This is a genomic window from Flavobacterium hydatis, from assembly GCF_000737695.1.
In the GTDB taxonomy this organism is placed as follows: domain Bacteria; phylum Bacteroidota; class Bacteroidia; order Flavobacteriales; family Flavobacteriaceae; genus Flavobacterium; species Flavobacterium hydatis.
The window spans coordinates 65515-79081 of record NZ_JPRM01000015.1; the positions used below are offsets into that span (position 1 = coordinate 65515).

The window sequence follows — 13567 nt, forward strand, 5'->3', positions numbered from 1 at the left end:
ATCTCATTTTCTAATTAACGAATTGTCAAATTTTAAAAACAATGAATCAAGATTATATAAAACCAGACAATTGGTCAATAATAGAAGAAGGCTTTGATGTTGAAAGAGTCAAATCATCTGAAAGTCTTTTTAGTATCGGAAACGGTGCTATGGGACAACGTGCCAATTTTGAAGAAAAATACTCCGGAGAAACTTTCCAGGGAAGTTATATTGCCGGAATCTATTATCCAGATAAAACCAAAGTGGGTTGGTGGAAAAATGGATATCCAAAATACTTTGCCAAAGTACTTAATGCTCCAAACTGGATTGGTATTAATATTGAAATTAACGAAGAAGCTTTCGATTTAAATTCTTGCACCGAAGTAAAAAACTTTCATAGAGAATTAAACATGAAAGAAGGTTGGTACAATCGTTCATTTGAAGCAACATTAAAAAATGGAACCGAAATTGCCGTTAATGTACGTCGTTTTCTTTCTTTAAATCTGGATGAAGTTGGTATTATCAAATACGAAATTACCCCATTAAATAAAGATGCAAAAATTCTTTACAAACCTTATTTGGATGCTGGTGTTACCAATGAAGATGCCAACTGGGAAGAAAAATTCTGGGAACCACTTGAAGTAAAAAAAGGAACAAACGAAGCTTATGTAACAGCTCAGACTTACAAAACGCACTTTAAGGTTACTACTTTTATGCACAATAGTATTTTTGCTAATAACGAAAATATAAACATTTCGCCTTCTACAATAGATTCTTCATCAGATAAAGTAGAATATACTTATGGTGTAATCATTGCAAAAGGACAAACCTCATCTATACAAAAAATTGGTGGTTATACCGTTTCATTAAACCATACCAACACACTTGCTGCTGCCGAAAAAGCAATTAAAGAAGCATTAAGCAAAGGATATGACCAATTATTACAAGAACAAATCGAAGCTTGGGCAAAAGTTTGGGAAATGTCAGACATTACTATCGATGGCGATGTAAAAGCACAACAAGGAATTCGTTTCAATATCTTTCAGTTAAACCAAACTTATTCAGGAAAAGATAACCGATTAAATATTGGACCAAAAGGATTCACGGGAGAAAAATACGGCGGATCAACATATTGGGATACTGAAGCCTATTGTATTCCGTTTTACATGGCTACCAAAGACCAACAAGTTGCCCGTAACCTACTAACATACCGTTACAACCAGTTAGATAAAGCTATTGAAAATGCCAAAGAGAATTTGGGTTTCAAAGATGGAGCAGCTTTATACCCAATGGTAACCATGAATGGTGAAGAATGCCATAACGAATGGGAAATCACACATGAAGAAATTCACAGAAATGGTGCGATAGCTTTTGCCATTTTCAATTATAACCGTTACACAGGAGATTACTCTTACATTCCCGAAAAAGGATTAGAAGTATTAATTGGTATTGCCCGTTTTTGGCACCAAAGAGCTTCATTCTCTACAGCCAAAAATCAATATGTAATTTTAGGAGTTACAGGTCCTAATGAATACGAAAACAACATCAACAATAATTTCTATACCAATTATGTTGCCAAATGGTGTATAGATTATGCAGAAGAACAGATTATAAAAGTTGCTGCCGAATATCCTGCTGACCACAAAAGAATTATCGAAAAAGTACAACTTACTGAAAACGAAATTCAGGAATGGAAAAAAGTAGCTAATAATATGTACTTCCCATTTTCAGAAGAACATAATGTATACTTACAACAAGACGGATTCTTAGATAAAGATTTAGTTCCTGTAAAAGATTTAGACCGTTCGCAACGTCCAATAAACCAAAAATGGTCTTGGGATCGCGTATTGCGTTCACCATATATTAAGCAAGCCGATGTTTTGCAATGCTTTTACTTTTTTGAAGAGCATTTTACAAAAGAAGAACTATTGCGTAATTTTGAGTTTTACGAATCTTTTACCGTACACGAAAGTTCACTTTCACCTTGCGTACACTCCATTCAGGCAGCAGCATTGGATAAAATGGACATGGCATATACATTCTACCTAAGAACTTCTCGTTTAGACTTAGACGATTACAATAAAGAAGTAGAAGAAGGTTGCCATATTACATCGATGGCAGGAACCTGGATGAGTATTGTAGAAGGTTTTGGAGGAATGCGTGTAAAAAACGACACCTTACATTTCTCTCCAAAAATTCCAAAAGAATGGACAGGATATTCATTTAAAATCAATTTTAGAAATCAAATTCTAAAAGTATCAATAAACCATGATGAAACTACGTTTTCTGTAGATGGTGATGCCGACTTAGCCATTGTTGTTAATGGCCAAACCGTAGTTGCTACAAAATATGCAATTGCATAAATAGAAGCTTCTATATATTTTTTATAACATTTTTTAATTAAACAACATGAAGAATTTCATTTTCACAGCCTTCATTCTGGTTGCATTTTGTAACATTACAAAAGCACAACAACTAAAATCGCCTGAAGGAAAATTTGTCATGGAGTTTTCGCTACAAAGCGATGGAACTCCAACTTACAATCTTAAATACAAAAACAAAGAGGTTGTAAAATCCAGTAAGTTGGGACTTGAGCTTAAAGACGATAAAAAATCGTTACTAAATGACTTTACGGTTATTGATACAAAAACTGCAACTTTTGACGAAAACTGGAAACCAGTTTGGGGAGAAGTAGCTTCTATACGCAATCATTACAATGAACTTGCAGTAACCTTAAACCAAAAAGGGACAGACAGACAATTGTTAATCCGTTTCCGTTTGTTTGATGATGGACTTGGATTCCGTTATGAATTCCCAACTCAAAAGAACCTTACGTATTTTGTAATCAAAGAAGAAAAAACACAATTTGCAATGACGGGCGACCATACTGCATTTTGGATTCCTGGTGATTATGATACACAAGAATACGATTACACAAAATCGAAATTATCAGAAATCCGTGGATTATCAGAAAAAGCATATACGGCAAACGTATCTCAAAAGTCTTTTTCTCCTACAGGAGTTCAGACTTCGCTTATGCTAAAAACTGCCGAAGGAGTATATATCAATCTTCACGAAGCAGCATTAATCAATTATTCATGTATGCACTTAAACCTTGATGATAAAAATATGGTTTTCGAATCTTGGTTAACTCCAGATGCAAAAGGTGATAAAGGATACATGCAAGCACCAAGTCACTCACCTTGGAGAACAATTATTGTTAGCGATGATGCAAGAGAAATTCTTAATTCAAAAATGACATTAAACTTAAACGACCCTTGTAAAATTGAAGATACGTCTTGGATAAAACCAGTTAAATATGTAGGTGTTTGGTGGGAAATGATTACAGGAAAAAGTTCTTGGTCATACACTAACGATTTCCCTACAGTACAACTTGGAGTTTCAGATTTCTCTAAAGCAAAACCAAACGGAACTCACGGAGCAACTAATGCTAACGTAAAAAAATACATTGACTTTGCAGCTCAAAATGGTTTTGATGCCGTACTTGTTGAAGGTTGGAATGAAGGTTGGGAAGACTGGTTTGGACACTCAAAAGATTACGTTTTTGATTTCGTAACTCCTTACCCAGATTTTGATGTAAAAGGATTGCACGCTTATGCAAAATCAAAAGGTGTAAAAATCATCATGCACCACGAAACTTCAGGTTCAGTTCGTAACTACGAGCGCCATATGGACAAAGCATACCAATTCATGAAAGACAATGGATATGATGCTGTAAAAAGTGGTTACGTAGGTGACATCTTGCCTAGAGGAGAGAATCATTATGACCAATGGATTGTAAACCATTATCAATATGCTTTAGAAAAAGCTGCTGAATATAAAATTATGGTTAATGCACACGAAGCAGTACGCCCAACAGGTATTAGCAGAACATATCCTAACTTAATCGGTAACGAATCTGCAAGAGGAACAGAATACCAAGCATTTGGTGGTTCTAAAGCAAATCACGTAACAATCTTACCATTTACAAGATTAATTGGTGGACCAATGGATTATACTCCGGGTATTTTCGAAATGGATATTAGCAAACTTAATCCAGATAACAAGTCACATGTAAACAGTACAATTGCAAATCAATTAGCATTATACGTTACTATGTACAGCCCATTACAAATGGCAGCCGATCTTCCTGAGCACTACAACAAATTTGCAGATGCTTTCCAATTCATCAAAGATGTTGCTATCGATTGGGATGAAAGTAAATATATTGAAGCAGAACCAGGTGATTATATTACTGTAGCTCGTAAAGCAAAAGGAACTAACAACTGGTTTGTAGGGAATGTAAACGGAGACGTTAGTCGTACATCAAACATCAACTTTGATTTCCTTGAAAAAGGAAAAAAATATACAGCAACAATTTATGCTGATGCAAAAGATGCACACTACAAAACAAATCCACAAGCTTACACTATCAAGAAAATAGCAGTAACAAATAAATCAAAATTATCACAGTTATCTGTTCCAGGTGGTGGTTATGCAATTAGCATAATCGAAACTAAATAATTTTTTTAAAGACAAGTGATTCCCTCAGAATTACTTGTCTTTTTTTCATAACTCTCTTTTTGTCACATCGAGCAGAGTCGAGATCCCGCAATGGTTCTTGACTCCGCTCGAACTGGCAACGAGAATAATTACATTTAAAATTATGAATATCCAAAAAACACACCACCATTCAATCTATAAAATAATCTTATTTGTTTTATTGTTTTCCGCTTCCGCGAAAGCTCAAATTCAAAAAACAGAGCCTCCTTTTTGGTATGCAGGCATGAACAATCCAGAACTACAGATTATGTTCTACGGAAAAAACATTGCTCAATACGAACCTACTGTTTCTAATAATGTAACTATTAAAGACATTAAAAAAACCGAAAATCCTAACTACGTTTTCGTAACAATCGACACTAAAGACATTCCTGCATCTGAATTAGTTTTTTCATTTAAAAACAAAAACAAAGTTGCATTTACACAAAAATACTCTTTGAAGAAAAGAAGAGAAAATTCTGCTCAACGCAAAAGTTTTGATGCCTCCGATGTGATGTACCTAATCATGCCAGATCGTTTTGCAAATGGTAATCCTAAAAACGATAGCAACGCTGCTTCTACAGAAAAAGGAAACCGACAAGACCCAAGCGGACGTCATGGTGGTGATATCGAAGGAATCATCAAAAACTTAGATTATATTTCATCTCTAGGCGCAACAACTATTTGGAATACGCCTTTAAACGAAGACAATGACAAACAACATTCGTATCACGGCTACGCCCAATCGGATGTGTATAAAATAGATCCTCGTTACGGAACAAACGAAGATTATGCGCGCTTGGCTGCCGAAATGCATAAAAGAGACATGAAACTGGTTATGGATTATGTAACCAATCACTGGGGAATCACACATTGGATGATAAAAGATATGCCAACCAAAACTTGGTTCAATCAATTTGAAACCTTCACACAAACCCACCACCGTCGTGAAGTAATCACAGACATTCACGCTTCAAAACTAGATCAGGAAGTTTGTATTGATGGTTGGTTTGTACCTTCAATGCCAGATTTAAATTTAAAAAATCCTTTAGTAGCAAAATACCTAACTCAAAACGCAATTTGGTGGATTGAATATGCAGATCTTGACGGATTTAGAGTAGACACTTACAACTATTCTGACCCTGCTGCAATGGCAAATTGGGCAAAAGCGATTACCAATGAATATCCAAACTTTAATATCGTTGGAGAAATCTGGATGCACAATCAGGCAAATTTAGCGTTCTGGCAAAAAGACAGCAAAATAGGCGCAATCGAAAACTACAATTCGAATTTGCCAAGCGTAATGGATTTTACATTACATAATCAAATTGGATCTGCTTTTAACGAAAGTGAAGCAACTTGGGACAATGGTATGATTAAATTCTACAATAATTTTGCTTTAGATTATTTATACCCAAACCCTGACAATATTTTGGTCTTTGCCGAAAATCATGACACAAACAGAATCAATGATGTCTATAAATACGATTTCGCTAAATACAAATTGGCAATGACTTTAATGGCAACCGTTCGTGGAATTCCGCAATTGTATTATGGTTCAGAAATAGGAATGGGTGGCGATAAAAGCAAAGGCGATGCTGATATTCGACAAGATTTCCCTGGCGGATGGAATGGCGATAAAAATAATGCTTTTACCGCAGCAGGAAGAACTGCTGAACAAACTAAATATTTCGATTTTACTTCAAAATTATTCAAATGGAGGAAATCAAATGAAGCAGTTCATTTCGGAAAAATGACACATTATATTCCAGAAAACAACACCTATGTTTATTTTAGATATACAGATGCTAAAACAGTAATGGTCGTTTTTAATAACAATGCAAAAGAGCAATCACTTAAAACAAATCGTTTTAAAGAAAACATCAAAACCTTTAAATTAGGAAAAGACATCCTTACAGGAAAAACATTCGATTTGACATCTGAAATTACTTTAGAACCAAAATCTGCAATAGTATTAGAACTAGAATAAAAAGCTAAGTTTCACATTCTTTGTAGCTAGAAATATATTTAGCCACAGATTATAACGATTAAATGGATTTTAAAATCTGCATGAGTCATTATAATCTGTGGCTTTTTTTATAAAGCTTTGCGAACTTTGCGTAAGACTTCGCTCCCTTTGCGGTTAAGTCACAAAACAAATCTTGTTCACAAATGAGGGAAGCGTCTTTTAGTTTCTTCCATAACATCTTGATGAGAATGCACTTTGTTATTAGCAACATCTCCTAAGGCTTCATCTATCGCTATTTTTTGTTTATCACTTAGCAAACACTCGTCATCTTCATCTTCTAAAGGTATAACTACAAAAGAACGACCTTTACTTCTATGTATAACTAGTTTTTCAGATTCAGCAATATCAAGATACTTTTTAATGTTATCTCTAAATTCTGTAACACTAACTGTTTTCATAATTCGCATTTTTACGAATGTACATAAAAATATACAGATTAATAATTAGTAAAGGTTACTAATAGATTAATGTGTCTTTATAGTTCACTTTTAAAATCGACATCATTTTGTTTACTTTTGTAAAACTATGAGTGAAATTCTTAAAATAGCACATCGTGGCGCAAGAGGTTACGAACCAGAAAACACCTTAAAAGCATTCCAGAAAGCATTAGACTTACATGCTGATGGTATAGAACTAGATGTACACCTAAGTTCTGATGGTCATATTATTGTAATTCATGATGAAACAATTGACAGAACTACCAACGGAAAAGGTTTTGTAAATACATTATCTTTGCAGGAATTAAAAGCATTCCGGATAGAAAACGAACTACAGATTTCGACATTAACCGAAGTTTTTGATTTAGTAAACCAGCAATGTTTTATTAATATAGAATTAAAAGGTCAGGGAACTGCCAATGCTGTAGCTGCATTAATCGAATTATACGTTTCAGAAAAAAAATGGAATTACAATTCTTTTATTGTATCAAGTTTTGAATGGGATTTTTTACAACAAATCGTTTTACTAAATCCGAAAATACCTATTGGTGTTTTAACCGAAACTGATATTGACTCGGCTATTACTTTTGCAGAAAGCATAAAGGCAAAAGCAATTCATCCCGATTTTAATTTGCTAAACAAAGAGAACGCAATACAAATACAAGAAAAAGGCTTTCAGATTTTCCCTTGGACAATCAATGAAAAGGAAGACATTGCAAGAATAAAAACATACAACGTAAGCGGAATCATTAGTGATTTCCCTGATAGAATATAAAACCAATTCTTATATGATCTTTGTCAAAGTTTAGAACTTTAACAAAGATACTTAGAGGTTAAAATAAAAATATGACTCAAAATTTTGATATAATAATAGTAGGTGGTGGTGCAGCAGGTTTTTTTACAGCAATTAATATTGTCGAGAAAAACTCAAAATTAAAAGTCGCTATTTTAGAACGTGGTTCCGAAGTACTAACAAAAGTTCGTGTTTCTGGTGGTGGTCGCTGTAACGTAACCCATGCTTGTTTTGAGCCAAATGAATTGGTTAAATTTTATCCGCGTGGCGAGAAAGAACTACGAGGACCTTTTCATCAGTTTTGTTCGGGAGACACCATCGAATGGTTTGAAAAACATGGCGTAGAATTAAAAATTGAAGACGACGGAAGAATGTTCCCAGTATCTAATTCATCGCAAACTATCATTGATTGTTTTTTAAAAACTACAGCCAAATTAGGTATTACCATACTTACAAGTCAAAGCGTACAATCTATCTTTAAAAAAGAAAATTTCTGGAAAGTCGAAACACAAAACCAGAATTATATAGCCGAGAAATTGGTTTTGGCAACAGGAAGCAATCCTAAAATATGGGAAATGCTACAAACTTTTGGTCACGCCATAGTAAGTCCTGTCCCTTCCCTATTTACCTTTAATATAAAAGACCCTCGAATAAAAGAATTACCAGGTGTTGCGGCACAAGCAACTGTAAAGGTAAAAGGTACCAAACTAGAATCGACTGGTCCTTTATTAATTACACATTGGGGAATGAGTGGTCCTGCAATTTTAAAACTTTCCGCTTGGGGAGCGCGCATTTTACATGACAAAAATTATCAGTTTACAATTTTTGTAAATTGGTTAAATGACATTGATACCGAAGATGCCGAAAAGATACTTAAGGACTTAAAACAGGAACACGCCAAAAAAGCTGTTTCTAAAAAATCACCTTTTGATTTCCCAAATCGATTATGGGAAAGTTTAGTTCTGGCTTCTACTATTGATATCGAAACCAAATGGGCAGATTTATCTAAAGTTCAGCTTCAGAATCTAGCAAATCAATTAACAAATGGAACTTTTCAGGTGAATGGAAAAAGCACTTTTAAAGAAGAATTTGTAACTGCTGGCGGAATAGACTTAAAAGAAATAAACTTTAAAACCATGGAAAGCAAGCTTCATGAAAATCTATATTTTGCTGGAGAAATTGTAAATATCGATGCAATTACTGGCGGATTTAATTTCCAGAATGCATGGACGAGTGGGTTTATTGTAGCAAATTCTATTTAAGAAAATCCAACTATGAATTCAATTTCATTAGAACAACAAATTCAGGCAATTGCTCCGTTTACCGAAGAAGAAATTAAAAAGGTAGTTTCTTGTTTTGAATATGACACATTTAAACCTAAAGAATATCTAGCTACTATTGGAAAAACGAGTAACAAGATTTACTTTATTATTAGCGGATTAGCCAGAGTTTATTATTTAAAAAATGGAAAAGAAATAACAACATATTTAAGCTGCGATGATGGCTTTATTGCCTCCTACTCTAGTTTTATAAACCAAACCCATTCTTTCGAGAATATACAATGCATTGAAGAGTGCGAAGTACTCTCGATAAATTACGAAAGAATGCAACAATTATACAATGAAATTCCTAATTGGGAACGCGTAGGAAGAATTCTGGCCGAACAAAACTATCTATGCATGGCAGATCGAGTATTAAAATTACAAATGATTCCTGCCAAAGAAAAATACCTTACTTTTTTACAAACTGCACCATCTAAGATTATTATACGCACACCTCTTATCTATATAGCATCATTTTTGGGTATTACACCCGAATCTTTAAGTCGCATTCGCCAAAGTATTTCTTAACATTTATCAAATAGATTAACGTCCCGTTTTTACATCTTTGACCAATAACAAATTTTAACAGAAGATGAAAAACATAGCCAAAGACGTTTACCAGATATCGGTATTGCCCCGCAACAGTATTAACTGTTATTTGATTGAAGATGTACTTATAGATGCAGCAATAAGAAGTTCGGCATCTAAAATTTTAAATACTCTAAAAGACAAAAAAGTAAATACTCATGTACTTACCCATGCACATGCCGACCATCAGGGAAGTAGCAAAATTATTTGCGATACTTTAAAAATTCCATTGTGGTGTAGTGAACCCGAAAAACAAGCAGCCGAAAGCGGAAATGTAACTACTGAATACCCAAATCCAAACAATATAATTTCTAAATTTCAGGCAAAACTTTGGGCAGGAAAAGGTTGTGAAGTATCTAAAATTATTAAAGAAGGAGATATCGTAGGCGGATTTACAGTAATTGAAACTCCTGGACATTCCACAGGTCATCTGTCTTTTTTTAGAGAAAACGATGGCGTTCTTATTGTTGGTGATGTAATGACTAACATGAATTTATTAACCACAATTCCGGGATTGCATGAACCTCCGAGCTTGTTTACAAAGAATCAACAACAAAACAGAGAATCCATAAAAAAACTAGCTGCATTAAAACCAAAAATATTATGTTTTGGTCATGGCCCTGTTCTAATAAACAATGGTGAATTAGATCGATTCGTGAATAAATTTTCTACAATTTAATTTTTACTACCAGTCACAGTTTTCAGTTTTGAGCACTGCGACTGGTATTGAATACTGAAAACTAAAAACCGAATTAACAAGACTTTAGAGATTCTATAAGTTTTAGTTAAGACAATTCTAATAATTTTACTTTCAACCAATTAACCATTTATGAAAGTAAAACTACTTACAACAATTTCGCTACTTACCTATCAACTTAGTGTTTCTCAGACAGAAAAATTACTTCACGGAAAGGTTTTTTCCAACAGCAATCCTCTTAAAGAAGTCGAAGTAATTAATAAAACTGCAAAAACCAGCACTAGGACAAATGCTTTGGGAGAATTTTCAATTCCTGTTAGAGTAAAAGATAGTGTGCTATTTTTCTCTAAAGATTACTTTTTTACAAGACTAAAAATAACTCAAGCCAATATCGATAAAAATAATATTATTGTTAATATGGCTATCAAAGCAGAAGAATTGGATGAAGTAGTGATTACTACTATGGAATTTAATCCTGTAAAAATTACTCAAAAAGATTTAGACGAGGTAAAACTCTATAAAGAAGCAGGATCTTTGCAAAAATATACTGGTGTTTACGACGGAACTATTCCAAATGGGATGGACTTTGCTAGAATGGGAACTGGACTTTTAAATTTGTTTAAAAAAGATAAAGAAGAACTCAAAAAGAAAACTTCGGAAACTGATTTCAAAAAGCTCATCACAAAAACAATACCTTCAGATTTTTTCACCAAAGATTTAAAATTAAAACCCGAACAAAAAGATCTTTTTATTGAATTTTGCGATGCTGACCCTAAATCTAAAACCTTTATAGAAAACAATAACGTACTGACCACAATGGACTTTTTGTACGCTAAAAATAAAGAGTTTAAAAAACTGTGAAAATAGTTTTTTAAACTCAGTGACAATCTCAGTTTCCTGATTGACTGAATACCGCAACTGTAAACTGTTACTCTAGATTACTTATTCAGCCACCAAATACTAGCATTTAGAACCGTGGCATAACTCACCCAAAGCAAATAAGGAACTAATAAATAACCTGCAACTTTGTTGATTTTTATAAATTTTAAAAGAGTTTCATAAATCATCAGCCAAAGAACAAAAACTTCAAGAAGTGCCAATAACGGATTCATTAACCCGAAGAACAAATACGACCACAAAGCGTTTAGTGCTAATTGTATTGCGAAGAAAACCAATGCATTTTTAACAGTTTCTTTTTCATATTCTATACGATCCCAAACCAATCCTGCTGCAACACCCATCAAAAGATAAAGCAAACTCCAAGCTGGTGCAAAAACCCAATTTGGCGGATTAAAACTTGGTTTTATCAATGTAGGATACCAAGTATCGACACTAGATCTGGTAACAATTCCCGAAAAATATCCAATAGCAAGACAAGTAACAACAACAGCTAAAATTCGAGTGATTTTATTCATTTTATTATATTTTTTTTGAGTTAATAAAGGTAAACATTTTTGTAGGCTATCAAAAAGTGCGAAAGGTATAATTCAAAAAAAGTATCTTTGCGTAAATTTTATATTTTTATGTTTACAGCAAACGATTTTATTCCAAAAAAATATACTTCGACTATAGAACAAGGTAATTTTGAGTGGAGCGCTCCAAGCAATATTGCTTTAGTAAAATATTGGGGGAAAAAAGACAATCAAATTCCGGCTAATCCTTCAGTAAGTTTTACTTTAAACAATTGTAAAACAATTACTAAATTGAGTTTTTCAAAGAAAAACACTTCGACTCCGCTCAGTGAGACGAAAGATGACTTTTCATTTGATTTACTTTTTGAAGGAAAACCAAAAGAAGATTTTAAACCAAAAATCCAGAAGTTTCTGGAACGTGTTTTCGTTTATCTACCTTTCCTGAAAGATTACCATTTTACAATAGACACTCAAAATACTTTTCCGCATAGCTCCGGGATTGCATCATCGGCATCTGGAATGGCAGCTTTGGCAATGAATTTTATGAGTCTGGAAAAAACTTTAAACCCAGAAATGACTGATGATTATTTCTTTCAAAAAGCTTCTTTCCTTGCTCGTTTGGGTTCAGGAAGTGCTTGCCGAAGTGTAAAAGGAAGCGTTGTTGTTTGGGGAAATCAAGCAAACATAAAAGGAAGTTCAGATTTATTTGGAGTAGAATTTCCAAATACAATTCATGAGAACTTCAAGAATTTCCAAGACACTATTTTATTAGTTGATAAAGGTGAAAAACAAGTTTCGAGCACAGTAGGGCATGATTTAATGCATGATCATCCTTATGCCGAAAGACGTTTTGCGCAAGCCCATGAAAACTTGGATAAACTAATCTCTATTTTTGAAAGTGGAGATTTAGACGAATTCATCAAAGTAGTCGAAAGCGAAGCATTAACATTGCATGCTATGATGATGACATCAATGCCGTATTTTATCTTAATGAAACCAAATACATTACAGATTATAAATGCTATTTGGAAATTTAGAGCAGAGACTAAAATCCCTGTTTGTTTTACACTAGATGCAGGCGCAAATGTTCATGTTTTGTATCCCGAAAACGTTAGAGAAGAAATCTTACAATTTATTCAGGACGAATTAGTTGTATTTTGTCAGAATGGTCAGTACCTTTGCGACGAAATTGGATCAGGTTCAATTGCATCATAAATTTCGTATCTTTAATTAAAATTTAGATTATGGACATTCAATTAGAAAAACTTGAAGCAATAAACATGTTGAAAGAAACTAATGATCCTTCAATCATAATGGCTGTTGCAAAATTGCTAAGAAAAGAGAAGAAAGATTGGTGGGATGATTTAACTGAATCCCAAAAAGAAGATATTGCTCAAAGTGAATTAGAATTTGAAAGAGGGGAATTTACAAGCTTTGAAGATGTGATGAAAAAATACAGGTAGTGAATCTTAAAGTAAATATTTCAAAAACAGCTGAAAAAAGTTTAGATTCTGTTTTAAATTTTATTGAAGCCAGATGGTCTAAAAAATCAAAAGATATATTTTTATTGAAATTTCAAAAAGCAATTTCGATAATAAGTATGAATCCTGAAATTTTTCCAAAATCATCAGTAAATAAAAAATATCGAAAATGCGTTATAACAAAACAATCAAGTTTCTTGTATAGTTTTGGTTCAAATGAAATTAAGATTTACACCATTTTCGACACTCGACAAGACCCAAATAAAATTAAGAAAGACATTAAATAA

At 33.5% G+C, this 13567-nt stretch carries 13 protein-coding genes; 11 read left to right on the forward strand and 2 right to left on the reverse strand.

Going from position 1 to position 13567, the window contains the following annotated elements:
* The first annotated feature begins 41 nt into the window (after positions 1-41).
* The 3 genes from IW20_RS10665 to IW20_RS10675 all read left to right on the forward strand — a co-directional run bounded on the left by IW20_RS10665 (position 42) and on the right by IW20_RS10675 (position 6511).
* Positions 42-2342 carry a glycoside hydrolase family 65 protein gene (locus IW20_RS10665; protein ID WP_035621793.1) on the forward strand — a complete coding sequence of 767 codons (2301 nt, stop codon included), beginning with the start codon at positions 42-44 and terminating at the stop codon, positions 2340-2342.
* Positions 2343-2388: 46 nt separating this feature from the next.
* Complete coding sequence (locus IW20_RS10670) at positions 2389-4503, forward strand: glycoside hydrolase family 97 protein (protein WP_035621796.1); 2115 nt, start codon at positions 2389-2391, stop codon at positions 4501-4503.
* A 142-nt stretch (positions 4504-4645) separates the two neighbouring features.
* Positions 4646-6511, forward strand: coding sequence for a glycoside hydrolase family 13 protein (locus IW20_RS10675; protein ID WP_035621799.1), 1866 nt, complete (start codon positions 4646-4648; stop codon positions 6509-6511).
* Positions 6512-6687: 176 nt separating this feature from the next.
* Here IW20_RS10675 and IW20_RS10680 read toward each other — a convergent pair whose 3' ends face one another.
* Positions 6688-6948, reverse strand: a complete 261-nt coding sequence (locus IW20_RS10680) for a type II toxin-antitoxin system Phd/YefM family antitoxin (RefSeq protein ID WP_035621802.1) — start codon at positions 6946-6948, stop codon at positions 6688-6690.
* A 127-nt stretch (positions 6949-7075) separates the two neighbouring features.
* On the opposite strand from IW20_RS10680, the gene IW20_RS10685 reads away from it, so the two are divergent.
* From IW20_RS10685 to IW20_RS10705, 5 genes are all read left to right on the forward strand, one after another.
* Positions 7076-7762, forward strand: coding sequence for a glycerophosphodiester phosphodiesterase (locus IW20_RS10685; protein ID WP_035621805.1), 687 nt, complete (start codon positions 7076-7078; stop codon positions 7760-7762).
* 71 nt (positions 7763-7833) lie between these two features.
* Positions 7834-9042 carry a BaiN/RdsA family NAD(P)/FAD-dependent oxidoreductase gene (locus IW20_RS10690; RefSeq protein ID WP_035621807.1) on the forward strand — a complete coding sequence of 403 codons (1209 nt, stop codon included), beginning with the start codon at positions 7834-7836 and terminating at the stop codon, positions 9040-9042.
* 12 nt (positions 9043-9054) lie between these two features.
* Positions 9055-9630: a Crp/Fnr family transcriptional regulator gene (locus tag IW20_RS10695; protein ID WP_035621810.1), complete on the forward strand. Its 576-nt coding sequence runs from the start codon at positions 9055-9057 to the stop codon at positions 9628-9630.
* Between the two features lie 64 nt (positions 9631-9694).
* Complete coding sequence (locus IW20_RS10700; protein WP_035621813.1) at positions 9695-10369, forward strand: MBL fold metallo-hydrolase; 675 nt, start codon at positions 9695-9697, stop codon at positions 10367-10369.
* Positions 10370-10519: 150 nt separating this feature from the next.
* On the forward strand, positions 10520-11248 hold the full coding sequence (locus IW20_RS10705; protein WP_035621817.1) for a hypothetical protein: 729 nt from the start codon (positions 10520-10522) through the stop codon (positions 11246-11248).
* A gap of 77 nt (positions 11249-11325) precedes the next feature.
* Here the strand turns inward: IW20_RS10705 and IW20_RS10710 are convergent, their stop codons facing one another.
* The gene (locus tag IW20_RS10710; protein ID WP_035621818.1) at positions 11326-11802 is read right to left on the reverse strand and encodes a TspO/MBR family protein; all 477 of its coding nucleotides are present in this window, start codon (positions 11800-11802) and stop codon (positions 11326-11328) included.
* Positions 11803-11910: 108 nt separating this feature from the next.
* On the opposite strand from IW20_RS10710, the gene IW20_RS10715 reads away from it, so the two are divergent.
* The 3 genes from IW20_RS10715 to IW20_RS10725 are packed head-to-tail and all read left to right on the forward strand — an operon-like array spanning position 11911 to position 13567.
* Positions 11911-13014 carry a diphosphomevalonate/mevalonate 3,5-bisphosphate decarboxylase family protein gene (locus tag IW20_RS10715; RefSeq protein ID WP_035621820.1) on the forward strand — a complete coding sequence of 368 codons (1104 nt, stop codon included), beginning with the start codon at positions 11911-11913 and terminating at the stop codon, positions 13012-13014.
* Between the two features lie 29 nt (positions 13015-13043).
* Positions 13044-13262 carry a hypothetical protein gene (locus IW20_RS10720; RefSeq protein ID WP_035621822.1) on the forward strand — a complete coding sequence of 73 codons (219 nt, stop codon included), beginning with the start codon at positions 13044-13046 and terminating at the stop codon, positions 13260-13262.
* A complete protein-coding gene (locus tag IW20_RS10725) occupies positions 13262-13567 on the forward strand; it encodes a type II toxin-antitoxin system RelE/ParE family toxin (protein WP_035621825.1) in 306 nt (101 codons plus the stop codon). The genes IW20_RS10720 and IW20_RS10725 overlap by 1 nt, the downstream gene beginning before the upstream one ends.